24 protein-coding genes are annotated in these 22,697 nt (G+C 45.1%); 8 read left to right on the top strand and 16 right to left on the bottom strand.

Annotation, left to right across the window (positions count from 1 at the left end; translation table 11 throughout):
- Positions 1-10 precede the first annotated feature (10 nt).
- The 12 genes from nifS to nifH all read right to left on the bottom strand — a co-directional run bounded on the left by nifS (position 11) and on the right by nifH (position 11,302).
- On the bottom strand, positions 11-1,216 hold the full coding sequence (gene nifS / locus ABUE20_RS09970) for a cysteine desulfurase NifS (RefSeq protein WP_408619756.1): 1,206 nt from the start codon (positions 1,214-1,216) through the stop codon (positions 11-13).
- A gap of 10 nt (positions 1,217-1,226) precedes the next feature.
- Positions 1,227-2,183: a Fe-S cluster assembly protein NifU gene (nifU, locus tag ABUE20_RS09965; RefSeq protein WP_408619755.1), complete on the bottom strand. Its 957-nt coding sequence runs from the start codon at positions 2,181-2,183 to the stop codon at positions 1,227-1,229.
- Positions 2,183-2,536 (bottom strand): hypothetical protein, encoded by a 354-nt coding sequence (locus ABUE20_RS09960; protein WP_408619754.1) that lies wholly within the window; start codon positions 2,534-2,536, stop codon positions 2,183-2,185. Before ABUE20_RS09960 ends, nifU begins: the two co-directional genes overlap by 1 nt.
- 234 nt (positions 2,537-2,770) lie before the next feature.
- Positions 2,771-3,034, bottom strand: coding sequence for a ferredoxin III, nif-specific (fdxB, locus tag ABUE20_RS09955; RefSeq protein WP_408619753.1), 264 nt, complete (start codon positions 3,032-3,034; stop codon positions 2,771-2,773).
- A gap of 31 nt (positions 3,035-3,065) precedes the next feature.
- Positions 3,066-3,512 carry a NifB/NifX family molybdenum-iron cluster-binding protein gene (locus ABUE20_RS09950; protein WP_408619752.1) on the bottom strand — a complete coding sequence of 149 codons (447 nt, stop codon included), beginning with the start codon at positions 3,510-3,512 and terminating at the stop codon, positions 3,066-3,068.
- Between the two features lie 12 nt (positions 3,513-3,524).
- The gene (gene nifN, locus ABUE20_RS09945; protein WP_408619751.1) at positions 3,525-4,883 is read right to left on the bottom strand and encodes a nitrogenase iron-molybdenum cofactor biosynthesis protein NifN; all 1,359 of its coding nucleotides are present in this window, start codon (positions 4,881-4,883) and stop codon (positions 3,525-3,527) included.
- Positions 4,876-6,267: a nitrogenase iron-molybdenum cofactor biosynthesis protein NifE gene (gene nifE / locus ABUE20_RS09940; protein WP_408619750.1), complete on the bottom strand. Its 1,392-nt coding sequence runs from the start codon at positions 6,265-6,267 to the stop codon at positions 4,876-4,878. Before nifE ends, nifN begins: the two co-directional genes overlap by 8 nt.
- Positions 6,268-6,389: 122 nt before the next feature.
- On the bottom strand, positions 6,390-7,004 hold the full coding sequence (locus tag ABUE20_RS09935) for a NifB/NifX family molybdenum-iron cluster-binding protein (RefSeq protein ID WP_408619749.1): 615 nt from the start codon (positions 7,002-7,004) through the stop codon (positions 6,390-6,392).
- A 10-nt stretch (positions 7,005-7,014) separates the two neighbouring features.
- Positions 7,015-7,230 (bottom strand): putative nitrogen fixation protein NifT, encoded by a 216-nt coding sequence (gene nifT, locus ABUE20_RS09930; RefSeq protein WP_408619748.1) that lies wholly within the window; start codon positions 7,228-7,230, stop codon positions 7,015-7,017.
- 81 nt (positions 7,231-7,311) lie between these two features.
- Positions 7,312-8,883: a nitrogenase molybdenum-iron protein subunit beta gene (gene nifK, locus ABUE20_RS09925; RefSeq protein WP_408619747.1), complete on the bottom strand. Its 1,572-nt coding sequence runs from the start codon at positions 8,881-8,883 to the stop codon at positions 7,312-7,314.
- Between the two features lie 26 nt (positions 8,884-8,909).
- Positions 8,910-10,391, bottom strand: a complete 1,482-nt coding sequence (gene nifD, locus ABUE20_RS09920) for a nitrogenase molybdenum-iron protein alpha chain (protein WP_408619746.1) — start codon at positions 10,389-10,391, stop codon at positions 8,910-8,912.
- A gap of 38 nt (positions 10,392-10,429) precedes the next feature.
- Positions 10,430-11,302: a nitrogenase iron protein gene (gene nifH / locus ABUE20_RS09915; RefSeq protein WP_408619745.1), complete on the bottom strand. Its 873-nt coding sequence runs from the start codon at positions 11,300-11,302 to the stop codon at positions 10,430-10,432.
- 445 nt (positions 11,303-11,747) lie between these two features.
- Here nifH and ABUE20_RS09910 point away from each other — a divergent pair, with 445 nt between their 5' ends.
- Entirely contained in the window at positions 11,748-12,050 is a 303-nt protein-coding gene (locus ABUE20_RS09910) for a hypothetical protein (RefSeq protein WP_408619744.1), read from the top strand.
- 14 nt (positions 12,051-12,064) lie between these two features.
- On the opposite strand, the gene ABUE20_RS09905 is transcribed toward ABUE20_RS09910, so the two are convergent.
- The 4 genes from ABUE20_RS09905 to nifL all read right to left on the bottom strand — a co-directional run bounded on the left by ABUE20_RS09905 (position 12,065) and on the right by nifL (position 17,276).
- Entirely contained in the window at positions 12,065-12,622 is a 558-nt protein-coding gene (locus ABUE20_RS09905) for a nitrogen fixation protein NifQ (RefSeq protein ID WP_408619743.1), read from the bottom strand.
- The gene (gene nifB, locus ABUE20_RS09900; protein ID WP_408619742.1) at positions 12,591-13,967 is read right to left on the bottom strand and encodes a nitrogenase cofactor biosynthesis protein NifB; all 1,377 of its coding nucleotides are present in this window, start codon (positions 13,965-13,967) and stop codon (positions 12,591-12,593) included. Before nifB ends, ABUE20_RS09905 begins: the two co-directional genes overlap by 32 nt.
- Positions 13,968-14,146: 179 nt before the next feature.
- Positions 14,147-15,727, bottom strand: coding sequence for a nif-specific transcriptional activator NifA (gene nifA / locus ABUE20_RS09895; protein ID WP_408619741.1), 1,581 nt, complete (start codon positions 15,725-15,727; stop codon positions 14,147-14,149).
- Positions 15,717-17,276, bottom strand: coding sequence for a nitrogen fixation negative regulator NifL (nifL, locus tag ABUE20_RS09890; RefSeq protein ID WP_408619740.1), 1,560 nt, complete (start codon positions 17,274-17,276; stop codon positions 15,717-15,719). Before nifL ends, nifA begins: the two co-directional genes overlap by 11 nt.
- A gap of 274 nt (positions 17,277-17,550) precedes the next feature.
- Here nifL and rsxA point away from each other — a divergent pair, with 274 nt between their 5' ends.
- Genes rsxA through ABUE20_RS09855 form a run of 7 tightly spaced genes read left to right on the top strand, consistent with a single transcriptional unit; the run spans position 17,551 to position 22,680 of the window.
- Positions 17,551-18,129, top strand: coding sequence for an electron transport complex subunit RsxA (gene rsxA, locus ABUE20_RS09885; RefSeq protein WP_408619739.1), 579 nt, complete (start codon positions 17,551-17,553; stop codon positions 18,127-18,129).
- Between the two features lie 22 nt (positions 18,130-18,151).
- A complete protein-coding gene (locus ABUE20_RS09880) occupies positions 18,152-18,697 on the top strand; it encodes an RnfABCDGE type electron transport complex subunit B (RefSeq protein WP_408619738.1) in 546 nt (181 codons plus the stop codon).
- A complete protein-coding gene (rsxC, locus tag ABUE20_RS09875) occupies positions 18,690-20,147 on the top strand; it encodes an electron transport complex subunit RsxC (RefSeq protein ID WP_408619737.1) in 1,458 nt (485 codons plus the stop codon). The genes ABUE20_RS09880 and rsxC overlap by 8 nt, the downstream gene beginning before the upstream one ends.
- Complete coding sequence (locus ABUE20_RS09870) at positions 20,144-21,103, top strand: RnfABCDGE type electron transport complex subunit D (RefSeq protein WP_408619736.1); 960 nt, start codon at positions 20,144-20,146, stop codon at positions 21,101-21,103. The genes rsxC and ABUE20_RS09870 overlap by 4 nt, the downstream gene beginning before the upstream one ends.
- On the top strand, positions 21,100-21,741 hold the full coding sequence (gene rsxG / locus ABUE20_RS09865) for an electron transport complex subunit RsxG (protein WP_408619735.1): 642 nt from the start codon (positions 21,100-21,102) through the stop codon (positions 21,739-21,741). Before ABUE20_RS09870 ends, rsxG begins: the two co-directional genes overlap by 4 nt.
- Positions 21,731-22,414 carry an electron transport complex subunit E gene (locus tag ABUE20_RS09860; RefSeq protein WP_408619734.1) on the top strand — a complete coding sequence of 228 codons (684 nt, stop codon included), beginning with the start codon at positions 21,731-21,733 and terminating at the stop codon, positions 22,412-22,414. The genes rsxG and ABUE20_RS09860 overlap by 11 nt, the downstream gene beginning before the upstream one ends.
- On the top strand, positions 22,411-22,680 hold the full coding sequence (locus ABUE20_RS09855) for an RnfH family protein (protein WP_408619733.1): 270 nt from the start codon (positions 22,411-22,413) through the stop codon (positions 22,678-22,680). The genes ABUE20_RS09860 and ABUE20_RS09855 overlap by 4 nt, the downstream gene beginning before the upstream one ends.
- Positions 22,681-22,697 lie beyond the last annotated feature (17 nt).

Raw genomic sequence — 22,697 nt, 5'->3', positions numbered from 1 at the left:
ACTGTTCTCCTTATCCAAATGCCGGAGTAAACCCTTCAACATGACCTTTTTGTAGTTGTTGCCAATAAGGTGAAATAGAACGGAGTCGTTCAATAATCCCGGGGATCACCTCTAAAACTTTATCGATGTCCTTTTCTCGGGTGTATCGAGATAATGAGAAACGAATGCTACCATGTGCAGCTGTTTGCGGAATTTTCATCGCCCGCATCACATGCGAGGGTTCAAGCGAGCCCGAAGTACAAGCACTTCCACTGGAAGCAGCAATGCCAAACTGATTCAGCATCAATAAAATAGCTTCGCCTTCGATATATTCAAAAGCGATATTCAGCGTATTCGCCGTCCGGTGTTCTGGATCACCCGTGACAAAACAGTGGCTAATCTGATCCAAAATGCCAGCCTGCAATTTATCACGCAATGCCTTAATTTTAGTATTCATCGTGTCGACATGAAGCTCAGCAAGCTCTGCGGCTTTACCTAATCCGATGATACTTGTGGTATTTTCTGTGCCGGCCCGACGCCCTCGTTCCTGATGGCCGCCTCGTAGCCAAGGGCGATACCGAGCACCACGGCGAACATAGAGCACGCCAATGCCTTTCGGCGCATGAATTTTATGCCCGGACATCGAAAGCATATCAATATCACTGCCGGCTAATTTAATCGGCACTTTTCCAACAGCCTGCACGGCATCGGTATGAAAGACACATCCAAATGGTTTCGCCATTGACGCCATCTGTTCAATGGGGAAAATAGTGCCTGTTTCATTATTGGCCCACATGATCGAAACGATTGCGACACGGTCACTCAACAATTGCTGATATTGGTCTAAATCGATACGACCTTTCTCATCAACATTCAACCGATGAACGGTATACCCCTGTTGGCTTTCTAAGTAATCACACAGTTCCAAAATCGCCGGATGCTCAACACAACTGGTGATAATTTCACGCCGATCAGGCATCGCTTCGAGAGCGGAGCGAATCGCGGTGTTATCAGATTCACTCCCGCACGAGGTAAAAATAATTTCACTATCATATTCAGCACCCAGCAACGACTGCACTTGACGCCGGGCATTGACCATCGCTTTACCGACTTCAAACCCAAAACTGTGAATGGACGATGGGTTGCCATATAAATCAGAAAAATAAGGCAACATAGTGTCTAACACCACAGGATCGACCCGTGTGGTTGCATTGTTATCTAAATAGATCCCCTGCATGATGCTCTCCTTATGCGCTGACTTCTTCTTTAGGTTGAACAGTGACTAAACGATAATAATGACCCAATTTTTCAAGTAGTTGCTGACTCAACCACCCCAGCGTCATTTCGGTCATCATACACCCCTGGCAATTGCCTGATAAAATGACAGCGACTTCATTACCACGAACCCCAACCAGTTCAATATCACCGCCATCCAGCTGAAGATTAGGTCTCAGCGCTTCAATCACTTTACCTATCGCCACCAGATTTTCTTGATCACTTAGCACTTCATTTGCAACCACTTCCTGAGTGGGGATAATCTGCGCCGCTTCACGGGTTTCTGAAATAACTTCCGGTTCCGGTTTTGGCCCCAAAGCTTTAGCTGATTCACTGTCAGGTTCCAATTCAACAATTTGTTCCTTGGCGATTTTAGCGAGAAGATTTTCAATCTTTTCATGGCAACTCGCACAGGCACCACCCGCCTTGGTATAATTGATCACATCTTCTAATGTGGTCAGATGATTGGTTTTAACTGCTTTAATAATCTTGCCTTCATCCACCGCGAAACAACGACAGATCAAAGCACCTTCGTCTTCATCATCTTCTTCAATTGTTTCGCCACGATAATGCGCAATCGCTACCTGCAATGCTTCTTCACCCATCACCGAGCAATGCATTTTTTCAGGAGGCAGTCCATCCAAATAGGTGGCGATATCCTGATTGGTTAATTTTTTAGCCTCATCCAACGTTTGACCAATAATGAGTTCCGTTAATGCTGAAGATGAGGCAATGGCACTCCCGCATCCAAAGGTTTGAAAACCAGCATCTTCAATCACATCCGTTTCCGGATTCACTTTAAGCATTAAACGTAATGCATCACCACAACTTAGCGAGCCAACGTCACCCACCGCATTGGCATCTTCAACCACTTTGGCATTACGAGGATTAAAAAAATGATCCTTAACTTTTTCGGAATAATTCCACATCACATGCTCCTTAGTGTGGCGGGGGTATTTAGATCATGCCAATGACAATCCTGACTTGATGAACAGGCACAATCAGGATACTGAGGCGTTACTACCAGTTCAGGACCTCCTGAACCCGCTTCAACACCAATCGTCATCGACACCAGCTGTCGAGTTAACGAAGAAGCAATCCAGACTCGGATATGATTAATAATCTCTTCCCGATCATCAGGCTCACTGTGGGCCTGCCAAGTCACCTGAATTTGGATCCCTTGGCAAACATTACCAAGCCCGGTCAGGCGTAATCCATGATCAGGAAAGCGAGCGGTGATAGGGTGTAACAACTGTTCTGCCGACTCGGTTAGATGAATCATATAATCTCCCTGGAATACTCTTTATAGGTTGTGATGCAAATCACAAGCCATTATAAAATCCATTTATTTTCAATCGATTACATGTTTAAAAGCCGAAATGAATCAGACAAGTTGTTAGCTTTGTATCAGATGCGACAAACATCAATGCATGATTGTACGCTTTCATAAAAAAAGAGGGGTTACCCTCACAGTAACACCTCTTTTCTAGATTAATGATGGGGAAAAATTCAACAACTAATGTTGATGACACGCCTTCGGACAGACTCGTTCACAGGCACCACAACCGACACAATCCCCAGCATCAGCCAGTTCCATCACCATCCGGACTGAATCATCATCCCATTCGTCGTCATCTTCACCTTCATATTCGACTAATTCGAATACATTACGACCACATACTTTATAGCAACGTCCACAACCAATACATTCGGCAGTATTCAGCGAACGTATAAATTGTGGCTCCCAACTCCGACCATCTGCAGTTGTTGCAGTACCCATACTTTGCTCCATAATTTATTTTGATAGTAACTTACTGAGGCAAATGCCCCGTTTTACGATGATTTCGTTTCATTTGCCGACGTAGCGCACTACTCTGCCGGCTTAATTCCTGATTCAGCTCATCTAATAAACGGACAATCTGAGTCCCTTCGGGTACTCGTACCGGACGAATCCCTCTCGCCCATAACTGGCGGACCACCGCATCCCCCACGGCTACGGTATAGACCGCCAAACAATCCCCTAATAAATCAAGACGAGTCTCAATATTTTGCTGGTGATGGCCCAACGGTGGTTCGCTCAATTCAACTATCTTAAGCAGTTGAAAGTGATCAGGTTCCAAACCATAAATAGCAAATCTTCGGGTGCTCGCAAAATGCTGATCGACCTGATGTTGATCACTACTGGCAAAGGCAACCCGCACCAATTCTCGTTCGGTACCTGCGACCTGGAGTTCTCGACAAACCTGTATTGTTTCCATGTTGATGCTCCGTTAAACAGCTTTCGGCCAATGTTGTTTCAGCGTACTGTGATAAACGGCTTCTTTAGGTAGCTGATGATGAATTAAATTTGCCAGTTCAAAAAGCGTATCCCGAATTCCACCATATAGCTGACGGTTACGTCTGAAACCACCATAGTGATCAAACATAGGGAATCCACATAAAACATGCGCGATCCCCAACCGCTCAGCAGAAGGATGACCATGTGAATTAGAAATAAGCAATTTCACCGGATCGTCGGCCAATGCGACTTCCAAATCAGAAAAATCCCCAATCATGACTTTTTCAGTCGGAAGCTGAACCAGATAACTATGATTCGCTGGGGCCACCACCACACGTTCATCAAGCCCTGTCATGCGAGCAATCGCCAGCCAATACCCGAGTGATTCAGGTTCTGCCGCCATTGCAATTGGAAATCCCTGGAGAATATTATGACAATCTAGTAACGCATCCTGAACCTGTCGCCGCTCCCGATTGATATACTCCGGGACCTGACGTCCTGTTAATTCGATCAACACTTCAACCAATCGGTCGCAATTTTCAAAATCCCCTAAATGATCAAAATAGAAGGTCGCCACTTGGGTTTTCTGGGCTAATTTTTTAGCCGCCGCGTGCACACTAATACCAATGGACAACGAGGCGATACTTTCATGAACCTTCGCCAAATCACTTAATCGGGTTCCACCTTGAGACACCGAGGTATAATCCTGATCCCCTAAATGACCATCCAGAGATTCACTTAAATCAGGAATAAAAATAGGATTCAAACCAAAGCTTTCAACCAACCGGGTTACGGCTTCAATATCCCCGGCTGTCAGGCTGTGCCCGGCTAAAATATTAATCCGTTTTTTCCTGACATGACGTAACTGATCCGAAGGAACGAGTTGATCAATAATCGCTTCAACCGTTGCACCATAGCCACTTTCCAATGACCCGTAAAAATCAGGGGTACTGACGGTGACAATGGCCAATTGTTCATGCTCCGGATACTCCTGTCGGAACTCTTTAATAGCCCGAGATAAATCAGCTCCCTGAGCTTCACTCAGCCCATTGCTCATGACGATAATGGCCTTTGCTGATTTCTTTTTCGCTAATAAATCCAACGCCAATTTAATATTATTGTCCGCGCCCATAATCGTTGAGATAGGATCCATCGCTGTCGACTGCATGGCGATAGGCTCCTGAAAATGTCGGACAAAAAAAGCTTTCGCAAACGAGCTACACCCTTGAGCCGCATGCATTAACGCAATGCTATCCGCGATCCCCAAGGCTGCTAATGACGCCCCCATCACCTGTCCGGTTTTAAGGGGGGAAATCGATAGCGGTTTCCGAGTCTTGATGATCTCAGCCATGCGCGATCCTCCCAGAAGCAGTCTGCCAACTGGCTCGATTTCGGACTAATGGCCAAATAGGACTTTCCAGCGACTGACAAATCTGTCGGGCCAGTTCCAGCATGCCGTTATATCCGGCATACGCATTCTCACGTTCCTGATTAATATCCAAAAAAGGTAAGCGGGCTTTAAGTGCGGTATACCGATTACGGCCTCCAGCGACCATCATATCGGCATGATAGTGATAACAAATATCCAGCAAATGCCGTGGGTTCGGATCTTCTAACATCATCGCATCCTCTCCCATCAACTCCCGGATTTTAGCTTTATCGGCTTCAGTTGATTTGCGAGTTCCAGTCGCAACGACTTCCATCCCCAAATCTTGCAATGCCGAAACGACCGACCAAGATTTAACCCCCCCGGTATACAACAACACCCGTTTACCCGTCAGTCGTTCACGATATTGTTGCAATGCTTTTTCAACGCGTGCTTCTTCCCGTTGAATCAGTAACTCACAGCGCACTTGCAATTCACCATCATTCAGATGCTGTGCAATATAGCGAAGCGATTCACTCGTGGCACGAACTCCATAAAAACTCCCTTCAAACCAAGGGGTTTGATAACGTTCTTCTAATTTACGAGCCACATTCATTAATGATCGGGAACACACGACCATATTTAGTTCACTGCGATGCATGGTTTGAATTTCGGCAAAACGAGCATCACCGGATAACGAAGCCAAAACCCGGATCCCCAATTCATCCAATAATTTCTGAATCGGCCAAAATTCTCCGGCAATATTAAATTCACCGATCAAACAGATGTCATGAACTTTACGGCCTTCAATCTCTGGTGCCGGTGCAGGTTCTCGAGTGCCGACCACTTTATCGACCATGACTTCACCTGCAATTCGGTTCCCTAAATTTTTACTGCCGTAAAATCCGGCAGCATCGACCACAATCACCGGAACCTGATAGCGCTCCTGTGCTAATCTGGCTGCGGCATTTAAATCATCCCCTTCCATGGCTGGAACACAGGTGTTGTAAACAAAAACAGCCGCTGGGTGGTAATGCTCCTGAATGTACCCGACCGCTGCAACAACTTTACTTTCCCCCCGGCCCATAATAATGTCCGGTTCACTCAAATCGGTTGTCATTCCTAACCGAAATAATCCTGGAGTACTCGAAAAACTTCCTCGGTTATCCCAAGAACTTCCGGCACATCCGATTGGGCCGTGAATTAAGTGCGCAACATCAGCAATCGGTAATAAAGCGATCTGAGCGCCATCAAAAGCACACCCCCCAGCCGTAGCCCCGGGTTTCGCCGGACGGCATCCCGATTTACCTTCATGGTTATGTTCACACAACGGTTCATCTTTCAGCGGATTGTCAAATGCTTGCTTCATCGAGTTAGTCTCCTTACTCTGCTACATCTCTTAATAGCACTTGCATAGATCGATCTCACTGCGAATGCCCATAAATACAGGAATGTACACTGTCGCCTTTCAAACAATGCGACAAAATGTTGCTAACTTTCCTGCCAACTCCAGGCGTCCCAATCTTCTCCAATCAACTTTTTCAACCAAGGAGGTAATTTTCCACTGGCTAATCGCTGCTGAAGATCAATTAAAGTTGGCTCTATCATCGCCGGCTGACGGACTTTCATGGGATATATATCCGCACGAATGACTCGAGCCGCCGCTGGACCACCAATCGCGGCAATAAATAACAACTGGCAATCATTTAAGCTATCCACCCGTTGCTGATGTCCATCACTGCCCGGAACAGCCGGCATTTCTCTTAAGGCCACTAATTGCACAGAATCAGCAGACACGTCATACAAATGCATCACGGGACAACGACTAAAATGACCATCAATGTTAATGCCGTCTGAACTGGCCAGCGCACAGCGAAGCGATTTGGCAGCAAGCGGAGGATGTTGCTCAAAAAGCTGCCACTGCTCCGGAAGAGGTTCGGTTAAAATGGATTGAAAATCTTGAAAAGAAACACCTGTTTCATCAGCAAGTTGCTGTAACTGGTCTTGCGTAGGTGTTGTTAAAGGTAGTGTCGCTAGGGATATTCCTAATTGCTTAACTAATTGATAGCGACGACACAACCAATTCATATCAATGGTAGGTTGCATCCTTGCCTCCTTATTCAGCAGCCCGAGATAAACGAAGCGTTATTGGAAACGAAGGCATTCGGGGTTGTGGTGTTAAAAACCAGCTTTGTCCATTCGCTAATTCAATTTTTCCACCCCAATGATCAGGAGAGTCAAATTCAATGTTAACGACTTTAGCCTCTAAATCACGTTTCGCGATATAGGCATATAGCCCATCCGTTTGCTGTCTAAATATAACGTTTGGCATTTTAACTCCTAATTTAATTTCCAGGGAAAACAAAGACCGGGTGAAACACCCAGTCAAATTTGTTGAATTGTCGAATTAAATCTATCGGACCAAATCAAACGAGTAATCAGTTTTACCCAGTTCCATCGTATCCTGATCTAATTTATCAAGAACCGAATTCACCAACGTGGTCAGGATCTGCATGGCACCTTCATAACCCCAAGTGGTCTGGCGGTGTAGATGGTGACGATCAAACAGTGGGAAGCCAATACGAATTAATGGAACTTCAAACTCTTTACCTTTCGCTAAAGTATCGCGTTGGATAAATTTACCGTATGAATTACCAATCATAAAATCAGGCTTACGTGTAAACATCAATGAACGGAAATGCCATAGATCTTTACCCACAAACACTTCACTTCCCTGACCGTATGGAGAACTTTGTAAAATTTTATCCATCTCTTTTTTCCAACGTTTGTTGGCATTATGACAAAGGATAACGGTTGGTTCCGCACCGAGTTCCATCAAGAACTGTGCCAATCCCATAACAAAATCAGGGTCACCATATAAACCAAATTTTTTCCCATGTAACCAGGTATGAGAATCCGTCATCATATCGACTAAACGGCCCCGTTCTTTGGTTAATGATTCACTGATGGGTTTCCCGGTCAATTGGCTGATGGTCATCAACAATTCATCGGTCGCACTCAATCCAATCGGAATTCGCACTGATGTGGCAGGCTGATTCCAAGTCCCCTGAACGAATTTTTTCGTTTTAACGAGTTGCTGCGGTTGCAGTAACAAGGTATCAATCGCATTCGGAGCGTCTTTGATCTCTTCTTGGGTTGTTCCCCCTGAATACATGCGATATTCGCCATCGGCGGGTGTATCCAACACTTCAGATGGGTCACTGAGCAAAGAATAATCGACATCCATTTCCTGCATCATGCGTTTCAACACACGATAGTTTCCCAGATAGGTATCGAATCCGGTCACAAGGTTAATTTTTCCATTGCTACCGACTGCTTTATCATCCATGTTGAGAGCTGTAAAGTACCGGCAGAACCCTTCAAACATGCCATCCCAACCGGTGATATGACTCCCAACAAAACTTGGGGTATGTGCAAAAGGTAATGGTAAATCTTCAGGTACACACCCATCTTTTTTCGCATTTTGGGTATATGCATTCAGGTCATCACCAATGACTTCAGCCATACACGTTGTCGATACCGCAATGATGTCAGGTTTATACAATGCATAGGCATTTTCCAGGCCTTCATTCATATTTTTATGGCCACCGAACACTGCCGCATCTTCGGTCATTGAGTCTGAAACACACGCCACAGGCTCTTTAAAATGACGGTTGAAGTAAGTACGGAAATACGCCACACATCCCTGACTACCATGTACATAAGGCAGTGTATTTTTAAACCCTAGCGAACAAAGTACCGCGCCCAACGGCTGACACATTTTGGCCGGGTTTATCGTTAATGATTTACGCTCAAAGTTTAAATCTTCATATTCTTTGGTCGTGGTCCACTCAAAGACCTCTTTAATTTTTTCAGGACTGGCGGGTTCTTCAAACTGTGATTTTTTCCGCGCGAACACATCCTGATATTCCGGCTGTTCAAACAGCGGATAGCCGGATTTAATTGTATCGATTGACTGCGCCATGATGATCTCCTTCAATAACTATCGCCTTAAGCGACTTTTTCCTCTGGCATTGATTCGCTTTCTTCGGTTTTAGCAAGCCAAGGCGGTGTAGTTAACTTCCAACAAGGATTGTTAAGCGTCATGTCCATATCCCGAGCGAAGATAGCAAAGCCATCGTAGCCATGATATGGGCCTGAATAATCCCAACTATGCATCTGACGGAATGGGATCCCCATTTTCTGGAAGATATATTTTTCTTTAATACCGGAACCGATCAGGTCTGGACGAACGGTTTTAACGAACTGTTCAAACTCGTAACCAGTAATATCGTCATAAAGCAGTGTTGCTTCTTTCAAACTGCCGACAGTACGGTCATAGTCATCCGCATGCGCAAATTCATACCCTGCCCCGACGATTTCCATCCCCAGATCTTCATAAGCACCAATCACGTGCCGAGAACGCAAACCACCGACGTACAGCATCACTTTTTTACCTTCCAGACGCGGACGGTATTTATCGATGACGGCTTGATACTGAGCTTTATAACTTTCAATAACTTTTTCAGCATTAGCTTTGATGGTGTCATCAAAATGCTCAGCTATGGCGCGCAACGATTCTGCAATTTTAGTTGGACCGAATAGGTTGTATTCCATCCAGGGAATGCCATATTTTTCTTCCATATGCCGCGCGATGTAGTTCATGGAACGGTAGCAATGGATCAGGTTCAACTTCGCTTTGGGTGTATTTTCAACTTCAGCCAAAGAACCATCACCAGACCATTGAGCAATCACTCGTAATCCCATTTCTTCTAATAAGATACGAGAACTCCAAGCATCACCCCCAATGTTATAGTCTCCGATAATGGCGACATCGTAGTCAGTCGATTCAAATGAATCATCACCATCACGATTACCTAAAACCCAGTCTCGCATCGCATCGTTAGCAATATGGTGACCTAATGACTGCGATACACCACGGAAACCTTCACAACGAACGGGAATACACGTTTTACCATTTCGTTTTTTGTTTTCTTTGGCAACAGCTTCAATATCATCACCAATCAACCCAACCGGACATTCAGATTGAACTGTTGTTCCTTTATTAAGTGGGAACAGAGTGTCAACTTCCTGCAGGATTTCGGCTAATTTTTTATCACCACCGAAAACAATATCGCGTTCCTGGAAATCAGACGTGAAGTTAATCATTGAAAAACTATCAACCCCTGAAACACCGGTAAAATAGTTACGGCGCCCCCCACTGGAGTACATACCGCACCCAATAGGCCCGTGCGAAATATGGATAATGTCTTTAAACGGACCAAACACCACCCCTTTTGAACCGGCATAGGCACAACCACGAATGGTCATTGCACCAGGGACAGATTTACGGTTAGAAACGACACATTTACCGTCACTGCTCGGATCATTAGTTGTTAAATGTTTAGCACGATTTTTTCGAGCTTTTTCAGGATAAACCTCTAAGACTTCTTCGATCAAAGCCTCATTTTGCTCTTTTGTTCTGTCTGTCATAATGGCATTCCTTCTAAAAATTACGACTTTAAAGGCAATTAAGCAGTAGTCGCAGCTTTACCGATGATGCTTTCGTCTTCTTCTTTAAGAATGCCGAATTCCATAAGCAATTCTTCGAGTTCATCCATAGTGATTGGTGTTGGAACAGCAAACTTTTTGTTTTCAATCACTTTTTTAGCCAAAGTACGATATTCATCAGCTTGTTTAGCGGTTGGGTCATATTCGATGACGGTCATACGACGAATTTCAGCACGTTGAACGACGTTGTCACGAGGAACAAAGTGAATCATCTGAGTCCCTAATTTTTCAGCCAATGCCATGATGAGTTCATCTTCACGATCTGTATTACGCGAGTTACAAATCAATCCAGCTAGGCGCACGCTACCTGATTTAGCGTATTTACAAATCCCTTTCGAAATGTTGTTGGCGGCATACATCGCCATCATTTCACCGGAACAAACAATGTAAATTTCTTGAGCTTTGTTTTCACGAATTGGCATGGCGAAACCACCACAAACCACGTCCCCAAGTACGTCATAAAAAACAAAGTCGAGATCGTCGTCGTAAGCCCCTTCTTCTTCCAGGAAGTTAATCGCAGTGATAACCCCACGACCGGCACAACCAACACCTGGCTCTGGGCCACCTGATTCAACACATTTCACGCCGCCGTAACCGACTTTCAGCACATCTTCTAATTCAAGATCTTCAACTGAACCCGCTTCAGCAGCCATTTCCATAATGGTATTTTGGGCTTTCGCATGTAACATCAAACGAGTTGAATCCGCTTTTGGATCACAACCAACAATCATAATTTTTTTACCGGCTTCAGCTAAGGCTGCAACCAAATTTTGCGTTGTAGTCGACTTCCCAATCCCGCCTTTACCGTAAATTGCACATTGACGTATAGCCATGTTGCATCTCCTTTGATTACCAACATTGATTGAATACGTCATTAAATGTGCACAGTTTGTACCACGCCGTGCGATTATAAATAACATGTTGATTTTAAATAATTTTTTAGGTATTTTTGGTTTTATTCTTGGTACTAACTCAAACAAAAAAAGTCTGATTGTCACAGAACTTACAATCCATTGAAGGTTGATGTGACAAGATTCAGACCCGAACGCCAAAATAAAAAAAACGAAAAATTTCTGAGGATGAACCCGAAGGGTAATGTCTGTGTCTGATTTACAACACGTTAAATATCATTTATGGAGAATAACGACACAGTGCAATATCTGCCTTGCCTAAATGAGACTCATATGGCTGCGAAACTAATTACGAAAGTTCAACAAGCCCGAGGCTATACAATTTAATACAAGGCTTAAAAACTTGTAGGGTATTCATGGGGCGGTGATGACTGACTCCATCAATTTTCATTCAATACACTCAGTGGTATATAAGTTAAAAAATGCCCTGACTCATCTTCCAACCCATAGAACATCGACTCCCACATCAAACGTTGACCTATATGAACATATCCCTGATATGACAAACGCATTCATAGACATGGGCCTTGCAGCACTAAATGGTGCAAAGTTAAAAATCGTGAGGATCAATCTAGATGAGAAGAACCACACGGCTATATCAGCACCTGAGGCTCAAATCATGTTAAAAAAAACCCCGATCGAAAAACTGACCGGGGTGAACCAAACATAATCGATTAATATCATTTATTCAAAACATTCAGAGCGGGAAGAACATTCATCACATGAAGGTGAACGACACACTAAGACTCCGTGTTGCAAACACATCTGCCGATAAAAAAACTTTTTCCAACGCATCGGCGGTTGATTGATCCGTTGCAGTTCAGGAAAACAATCTCGCATTAATTGGGTCAGTAAAGGACGTTCAGCCAATCCTAAATCTTGCCACAGATGATGAAAACCAAGACTTCCCATTGCAATAATTCGCGCCATATCCCAGCGGCTTGAAACCTGATAACTTTTTAACCAGTGATAGAGATCATTGAATTCCTCAAGTCGGCGTTGCCGCTGTATCTCTAATAACTGTGCTTTTAATTGTTCCTGTTCCGGATCCAGCACCGGATGAATATTGGACAAGCTTTCGGTCAAACAACGATAATCGTCAGGTTCCAATTGCAAAAAGCAACCAAGGATCCCTCTTCCCTGAAACTGTCCTTCCAATAATTCAAGACACCAATGTTGGACAATATCGTATTTATTACCAGGCAACTCATTAGCCGGCCTGGCATTGGTCAAGTGTTTCATGAGGTTTCATCTCCCACCAAGCTTTCAGAGATTCATAAATAGACTGCCACGCATAGTCAATGACAGGTTCACACTTTTGTTGTTCCAGTTTTTCCCAAGGACTTAAGCCAATACGACAACAAAAAACGGCATCGATATCAGCTAACAAAGTAAACGTATCCATCTTCGATTCATCATCATCACAATGTTCACTCCCATCGCAATACTGAGGAACCTGTCGGCGCTGAACAAAATGGACCCCTTCATCCCCGACGGAATAGATCATAAAACTTTTAGCATGGCCAAAATGCTGATTAATCTGCTCACCGTTATCACTGGCTACGGCGACTAAATAAGCATTATCTTCACTGGCAGCCCCTGCACTGACTAAATCAGCCTGAATTTGAGCTCTTTTTTGCATCACGGGCAGATAATCAGTTTCTTCTTCAGGTAACTGATTTAAATTAAATTGTTGGCTCCGATCTTCTCCCAGCATACCAATCGCATCGGCACGACACTGCTGACAATGACGCATCTGCGCCACATTATGACCACACTTCTGCCGAACATCTTCCAACTGTTCAGCCGTAGGCTCAGCTTCCTGATTTAACCCAAATACGGTTCCATGCTCAGGCTTAGCAATCAGCGGCATCACATTATGTAAAAAGACTTGATTACGGAATAGTTCCTGACTTAATACCGGTAAATGATCTCGGTTTATTCGGGGGATCAACACTGAATTCACTTTGACTAAAACTTTATGTTCGAGCAGTTTTCTTAACCCTTCCATCTGTCGATCAATTAATAACTGACCAGCTTCGACTCCCCGATATTTTCGGCCATTAAAAATCACCCATTCATAGATATCAGCAGCCAAGTAAGCATCTAAGGTATTAATGGTGATCGTAACATGTTCAACGCCGACATCTATAATCCGCGGGATCAAATCAGGTAAAGCCAAACCATTAGTCGATAAGCACAAGCGAATATCCGGCATTTCCTGACGTAACAACTCCAATGTTCGAAATGTTTTATGCGGATTTGCTAAAGGATCGCCAGGACCCGCAATCCCAATCACCGATAACTGCGGTATTTTACTCGCAACATATTTAGCTTTGCGCAGTGCCTGAGTCGGACTTAATAATTCAGAAACAACACCGGGTCGAGATTCATTAGAGCAATCAAATTTACGATTACAATAATTGCACTGAATATTACAGGCCGGAGCAACGGCTAAATGCATCCGTGCAAACCGATGGCTCCCGGTTGTGGAATAACAAGGATGATTTGCAACTTGTTCCATCACTGAACGGGGAAATGTCGATGTCGATTGTCCAGATTGGCAAGATTGATGACAAGACTCCATAAAAACTCCTTCGAGATAGCAGCCCTATCATGGGCCCTTTGTTTATGGAACTATTGCAAGGAGTAGACCGTTTATTTTTATTTTTATATCATTGATTTTTATATATTTTTTTATGGTAGGGTCAACAGAGGTTCGGTTTTGTCGAACGTTGCGACAATATTGTCACAGATCCAACATCTTTATATATGGCGCATTTTAATATTCATCACCTGGATCCGATATGCAATTTGCCGGGGAGTCATCCCAAGAATACGCGCAGCTTTAGCCTGCACCCAACCACTCGCCTCCAATGCAGCAATCACACGCTGGCGTTCATCCAGATTATCATCCTGCAGTGACACGGCGGCATTCTGTCGAGGAGCCATTCCCTGAGGCGCTCCCACAGGGATTGAGACTTTTCGTTCCAATGGTGATTTTTCAAGAATCACCATATCTCGATCAATCAACCCCGATTCACTCAATACTGCGGCTCGTTCCAGACAGTTTTCAAGCTCACGAACGTTTCCGGGCCAACTATGCGCCATCAACAACCGTATTGCCCCTTCACTAATCCGTAATTTTCGATGCTGTTTTTCACCAATTTTTTCTAACAGAAAACTAGCCAGAGCATCAATATCTTCAACTCGTTCCCTTAAAGGCGGCACTTCAATAGGCATCACATTCAATCGATAATATAAATCTTCACGGAACTCTCCATCTAAAACCTGTTCTTCCAAGTTTTTATTCGTTGCCGTTACAATCCGAACATCCACATGCAGAGTTTCATTGCCCCCCACCCGTTCAAACTCACCTTCCTGCAAAACACGTAATAATTTTGCCTGAAACAAGGGGCTGATTTCTCCAATCTCATCCAGAAAAATAGTGCCCCCATCGGCTTGCTCAAAACGACCTTTGCGCTGTCTGACCGCACCAGTAAATGCGCCTTTTTCATGACCGAACAATTCACTTTCTAACAGATTTTCCGGTAAAGCCGCACAATTCAAACGCACAAAGCTCTGATTTGAACGCGGTGAATTATAATGAATCGCATTGGCAATCAACTCTTTCCCGGTTCCACTTTCCCCACGAATCAAAACCGTCGTGTCCCATTTGGCTACCTGCCTGACTGTTGAAAAAACCTGCCGCATCACTGGGGTTTTCCCTACCATATTGGCAAAACCATATTGATGACGAACTTTTCGCCGAAGTTGATCACGCTCTTCCCGAATATCTTCCGAATGACTTTGCGCTTTACCAATCAAGCGCACGGTTTGCCCGACTAAATTAGCAACCACTTCCAGAAAACGAGTCCGTTCAGCCAGTTGTTCCGGATGCGATTGCATCGGCTGAGCCGCTAACACCCCAAAAGGTTTGGCATTTGGCCCTAATATAGGAACGCAAATAAAAGGCAGTTCGTAATCATAAATATTAAGGCGATCCAAAAATCGCGGTTCATTTTCCAACTTCACGATCACGGCTGATTCACCCTGTCGCATCACCTGCCCTAAAATACCTTCACCCAATCGATAGCGAATTTGCGACACATCTTTATTAATCTCAGCTGAGACACCATGTACCTGCTGTAACATTAAGGCTTGCTGCTGAGGATCATAAAGCGCCACCATCCCCAATTGCATCGAAGTTTGTTCTTGTAGACAAGCTAACATTTGAGACAAAGCTTCTTCTAGATCCAGCGTTCGGCTCATCACTAAGCTCAGTCGGTGCAAAGCAGCCAGCTGCTGTTTAGAGGTGAATGCTTCATTCTCTGTATCAATCGGCATAGTTCCCCTCCTTTTTGTCCATTGGAATACTAAGGATGACACAACTGCCTCCTCCCTGAATGGGTTCGATATCCATAGCCCCTTGATGATCTAATAAAATATCCCGCGCTAAACAAAGACCAAGACCAAACTCATCTCGCAAAGATTCACGATTATAAAAAGGTTGCATAATTCGATGACTCGCAGATTGCTCTAAAATAGGCCCGTTATCCTGAATATAAACACGCCAGGTATTCAATTCGCCTTTATCAAAACGGATCTGAACTTGAGGATAATGCTCATCATCCCCTCGTCCTCCATTGATAGCAGCGATCAATGCGTGTTCAAGCACCAGATCAAGAGCACTCAGTAAACGGATTCGCTGTCCATATAATTTCCCGGACACTGATTCATCGATCACTAAATGAACTAAGAGTCGTTTAGCCCGGCTGGTCGCCAGTAAAATAAAATCTTCAGTTAAGGTCTCAATGGCAATCGATTGTCCGGTTTCAGGTTTGAGCTGCGGGGTATTCGCCTTCAAAGCCTGTAATGCCTGCTCCGCACTAGTCAGTACTTCATTTAAAGCTTGCGATGGACCGGTTAATGGCGATTCTAAACGCGCAGCCGCATAAAGAAGATTGATCGGTTGACTCACCTGATAAATAGCCGTTTGCAGCGTTTCTCGGATAGCCGCCAACATTTTGCTATCCGCCAATTGCCCCTGTAGTGACTCAAGATGATGCTGTACTAATAACTGCCGCTCAGCCGTACAATCCTGACCAATTAAAATGAATAATCCCTCATTACTTTCGCTGAAATAGTGACTCACGGTTTCGTTGACATGAATCAGAGGTTGGCAACTTAACGAAAGCCAACGTTTTTCACCGCGGATCCAATATTCAATCTCAACCGATTCACCATTGGTTAATAACGTCGCCAGTTCTAATTGATGCTGGGCCTGCAGTTGATGCCTAAAAAATTCCAGAGGTTCGGGCCCTCTTAAATCGGTATATAACGTTTTATAGGCCAGGTTATCTAAAATGACATTATATTGTTCATCAAACACGACTGTGACATGATCACTGGCGTTTAACACGGCTTCGAAATGCGCTTTTTGATTGGTTAATTCCTGGGTTAAGCGATACGGTTCACTAATATCCCGTTGGATCCCAATAAAATGGCTCATTTCACCATCTTTGGAAAAAACTGGCGCAATCGTCACCTCAGCTAAATATTCCTGCCCCTGACGGGTTTGATTAACCAGTCGCCCTCGCCAAGATTGGCCCGATATAATCGTCTGCCACAATGTCTCGTAACATGATTTAGGGGTCTGGTGAGAGGACAACATCCGCTGATTTTGCCCTTTTAATTCATCCAGAGAATAACCCGTCAGCGCTGAAAAGCGTTGATTGGCATAACAGATATTAGCCTTTAAATCGGTAATAGAAATAGCCACCGGAGCTTGCTCTACAACTTGTAAAAACAGCTCTGCTGGCAGAGTTTGCAGTAGCTCACTAAAATGGCTCGGTAACTCTGATATATTTTGTAATGGATGGAATGCTTCAGCCATTCATTTCTCCTTGCACAGGACTGTCTGGAAACCGACAATTTGTCAGAGGCCATCTGACACGTAATTGGGTTTTTACTCAGTTGTGCATAAAATATACCTTCAATTAAAACCTCAGCATTTGTGAGGAATATCCCCAAGAACGGCTTGATAGCGCCGCTCGTATTGCACTAAAAAGGTCGCTTTTTCTCAAAAATTCGCACATTCGATGTGCAACTCTTCTTTGGCATAAGTTTCGCAACAACGTCCGTACAGTCATCAACAATAAAGGGAAACGATGCAGACGTTATTGCTTCTTTTTGTCGCCAATGTCTTCGTCAATAACGTGGTTTTAGCACGCTTTTTGGGGCTATGTCCTTTTATGGGCGTTAGTCGTGACATTGAATCAGCCTTGGGAATGGGGCTGGCGACCACATTTGTTCTCACCATGAGTTCCATTGCAACGTGGATCTTAGAATATGGTGTATTGGAACCTCTGGGGTTAGGTTACCTTCGGCTCCTGACCATGATTATGGTTATTGCGGCGATGGTTCAGTTAACCGAACTTTATATTGCCAAACAAAGCCCGACCCTTCATCGGGTCCTCGGGATTTTCCTTCCTTTAATTACAACTAACTGTGCGGTATTAGGGGTTGCATTATTAATCGTTCAGGAAAAATTAAATTTCATCCAGAGTGTTGTTTACGGATTTGGGAGCGCCCTCGGTTTTACCGTCGTCATTGTCATGTTTGCAGGACTACGTCGAAGACTCGCTCTCAGTGAGGTTCCCACTATTTTCTCCGGAACTCCCATAGCCTTTATCACAGCGGGTATTCTTGCGATGGCCTTCAGTGGCTTTGCCGGAATGGCTCATTAGGTTTACTAAGGAGAAAATCGCAATGTTGAACTTACTTTGTTTTCCTATCCTAGCTGGAGTCATCGGCTATCTGCTGGGGAAAGCGGCCATGCTCTGGTATGTTGCCGGTGATCCGCTCGAAGCCGAAATACTAGAACTATTACCCAATGGTCAGTGTGGTCAATGCGGTTTACCCGGCTGCGCCGAAGCGGCTAAAGCGATTGCAGGTCAAACAATGCCCGTCAATGGCTGTCCACTGGTTAGCTCCGCCGTCGTCCAACAAATTGCCGCCAAATTAGGAATTGAATTTAAAGAAGAGAGTGATGATTCAACCGAAGGACAAGTCGCAGGGATCAATCCTGAACTCTGTGATGGATGTGGTCGATGTGCCAAAGTCTGTCCGTTTGATGCCATCATCGGAGCCCCGAAACAACTCCACGGAATTATTGCCGATGCCTGCACCGGCTGTCAGCAATGTATCGCTATTTGCCCTCATGAAGGAATCGCTCTTTACCCTGATCCTAAGCTGGTTAATCCACTTCCCAAACCAAGCTTAACTTCTTTTAATTTAGGAGAAAGCCATGTTTAAATTCACTCACAAAGATATCGTGGGTGGGGTTCATCCTTTAGATGACGGGAAAGCATTGACCCGCGATTGTGCTGTTGAGCCATTATCTTCACTCCCGCCACGCCTCTATCTACAACTTAAACAGCATCCGGGCGATCCGGCGATTCCAACCGTCGAGGTGGGTGAAACAGTCCAGGCTGGACAGTTAATCGCCAAATCAGGCGGTCGTTTCAGTGCGCCGATCCATGCCCCTTTAGATGGTGATATTGTGGCCATAGATGCAGCCCGAATCGAACTGAAACCAGCGCCGACTCAACAACCGCTCAGTACTCAAAAACCCGCCCCTATTCAACAACTTTCGAATGAACAGCGGTTGGATGTCATTGCCAATTCAGGCATTGTCGGCATGGGGGGAGCGATGTTTCCGCTCTATGACAAACTGGCTCTAGTTGAAAAATATTCTATAAAATATCTGCTGATTAATGGGAGTGAATGTGAACCCTATATGACCTGCGATGACCGGGTGATGCGGGAACAATCGGCACAAATTGTCGGTGGTATCCGTTTGTTAATGGAAATCACTCATGCTCAGCAAGCCATTATCGGCATTGAAAAAAATAAACCAGAAGCGATTGCGGCCTTAACCGATGCCAGTAGCGAAGATCCTAAAATTAGTGTGCACCCACTTCCGGCACTCTATCCATTGGGCTCTTCAAAACAACTGATCAGAGCCTTAACCGGTATTCAATTAGCACCAAGGGCTCGTTCTGCCAGTTATGGCGTGCTGGTGCATAACGTCGCCAGTTGTGTTGCGGTGTTCAGAGCATTTCATTTTGGCCACCCAATGACCCACCGAATTGTCACCGTAAGTGGCCGAGCCATTACCCGTCCAGCAAATATTCTAGCCCCTATCGGAACACCGGCTTCCCACTTGATCGCGCAATGCGGGGGGTTTAGTGAACAACCGACTCAAATGGTTTTCGGTGGTCCAATGATGGGACATCCCATGTATAACGTCCATCAGCCGATCCTCAAAGGAACCTGCGGATTGCTGCTCTTGGGTGAAAATGAAGTCGCATTGGATATGCCTACCAATTGCTTGCGATGTGGTCGTTGTGCCAACGTTTGCCCGATGCAGCTCCAACCGCTTCATCTGTTACCACTGATCCAGCATGAAGAATTCGACACCGCTAAAAAACTGGGATTAGAGCAATGCCTTTCCTGTGGTGCCTGTGCTTATGTATGCCCCGCATCGTTGCCACTCACCGCTAGTTTCAACTGGGGACGAAATGAATTAAAAAAACAACGTTACATGGATCAAAAAGCCGAGTTTACACGTCAGGCAGCCGCCTCAAAACAACAACGCTTGGCTGAAGAAGCCGCTCAAAAAGCGGCGGCCAAGGCCGAAAAAGCGGCCAAACGAGCCAGCCGGTCTCGCCGTTCGGCCACCAAGGAGGAAGAAGTATCATGAATCAAGCTCCATTCGCCCATATCGGAATACGTATTCCGCAAATGATGCAGGCTGTACTACTAGCCTTATTACCGGCTTGGTTATTTGCAATCTGGCAGTTTGGCATTCCGGCACTACTGTTATCCGTTAGTTGTGTTGTCGCCGCCTTACTTTGTGAAGTGATCTGTTTAAAGCTTAATCCCAAAGGGCAAGGCTCGATCATGGATGGCTCAGCATTGATCACGGCATTAATTCTAGCTATGAGTTTGCCGCCTCATGCCCCGTTATGGGTGGGAGCAATCGGTTCGGCTCTCGCGGTGGCAGTCGGCAAACACTGCTATGGAGGATTAGGTCAGAACCTATTCAATCCAGCGATGTTTGCTCGCGTTGTACTTCTGATTGCATTTCCTGTCGAGATGACTCATTGGCCGGTTCCTGATCCAAATTACTGGACCAATTTAATTGCAGATAGCATGACGACAGCAACACCGCTGGCCACCGAAGGCGTTGTTCATACTACCTCGCTACTCAGTAGCTTTATGGGCACAATTCCGGGAAGCTTGGGAGAAACATCAGGGATTGCACTCATCATTGGAGGACTTTACCTGTTATGGCGTCGGGTCATTACCTATCCATTGGTCATTTCTAGTTTATTGGGATGCTTCGTACCGGCTGCGATTGCTTGGATTTTTGGGATGCAGGGACAGAGCGAACCTTGGTTAGAACTCACCAATGGTGCCATCTTGTTTGCAGCCTTCTTTATCGTCACTGATCCTGTCACCGCCCCTTCATCACCCAAAGGACAATGGATGTATGGCATCTTATTTGGTGTCTTAGTCTGGTTGATCCGACATTTTGCCAACTATCCGGAAGGCGTGGCATTCGCTATTTTACTGTGTAATGCAGTGAATCCACTGATTGAACATTACACTCGTCCTGTCATCTATGGCCATGCCACTTCAAGGAGACGTTCATGAGTTCTTCCAGTTCATCCATGATCTTGCCCGCTCGTACACATGCGATGACTCTCGGTATATTTGCCTTTGTTGTTGCATTACTGGTGATGCTCAGTGACCGCTATATCGGCCCTCAAATTGATAAACAGGTACACTTAGATCAGGTTCGGGAAATTACTCAGGTCCTTCCTGCGAGTGATTATGATAATGATCCAAGCCGGACTCCAGAAACCGCAACGCTACCGAACGGTCAGATAATCCATTATTTTCTCGCCACCAAAGAAGGCCTGCCCAGCGCGGTTATTCTCGATGCTGTCGCCCAAGGTTACTCAGGAGATATCCATCTACTCATTGCGATTGATCCCAAGGGAACTTTAACGGGCGTGCGGGTCTTAAGCCACCAAGAAACCCCAGGGTTAGGGGATAAAATTGAAGCGGATAAAAGTGACTGGATCCTCCAGTTCAAAGGTTTATCACTTCAAAATCCCCCGGAAGAACAATGGAAAGTCACAAAAGACGGAGGACATTTTGCTTCGTTTACCGGGGCGACCATTACCCCTCGAGGCGTTGTAAAAGGGATCCGACAAAGCCTAGAAATGTTCCGTCAATATCACGATTTACTACTCCATCCCAAGGAGGCTAAAAAAGATGTCCATTAAATCACTCGGTCAACAAATTTATGAAGGTATCTGGCCTAACAACGTTGTTTTACAACAAACGCTAGCCCTATGCCCGGCGCTGGCTGTCACTAGCTCTGCGACCAACGGCTTAGGAATGGGCCTAGCAACGCTGGTAGTCATTGCGTTATCGAATCTGGTCATTTCTATTATACGGCACTGGGTCACGCCCCAAGTCCGGATCCCAGTGTTCACACTGATCATTGCAGCCCTAGTGACTTTAGTCGATCAAGCCATGAACGCATGGGTGCATGACTTGCATAAAATTTTGGGGCTTTTCATCCCACTGATTGTGACCAACTGTGCGATTTTTGGTCGTGCTGAAAGCTTCGCCTCCAAAAACCGGCCCTTTATTTCGTTAATAGACGGTATTGCCACCGGCCTTGGATTTACCGTCGCGCTGGTGCTCTTAGGTGGAGTCCGGGAAATCATCGGGCAAGGCACACTCTTCAGCCATGCATCATTACTCTTAGGCACTCACTTTACTTGGATGGAAGTCACCATTATTCCCAGTTACCGAGGTTTCCTCCCGGCCCTATTACCCAGCGGCGGCTTTATATTTTTAGGGCTCCTCATTGTAGGGCGACGGCTCATGGAACGGATCCCGGTCCGTAAATCAACTTCAGATTCATCATCAATGGAGTCTATGTCATGAAAATTTCTGTCGCTCATGCAGCCGGAGCTGATGGCAAATGGGTACAACTGGATGTAGAGGAGCCGACAACGATTGCGCAGGCTATCGAACAATCGTCACTACTCACTCAATTTTCCGAACTTAGCCTGACAACATGCAAAGTCGGTATTTATGGAAAAATTTGTTCTCTTGAACAACCCGTGAAAGAAGGGGATCGCGTCGAAATCTATAAACCTTTACAACGTGTCATGAATGATGACGACGATGAAGATGATGATGACGATTAATCAAGGACTGTAAAGTC

The sequence above is a fragment of the Celerinatantimonas marina genome (assembly GCF_046054165.1).
Classification (GTDB): Bacteria; Pseudomonadota; Gammaproteobacteria; order Enterobacterales; family Celerinatantimonadaceae; genus Celerinatantimonas.
The sequence above is the reverse complement of the archived record's forward strand: the minus strand, read 5'-3'. Positions and strand labels throughout refer to the sequence as shown.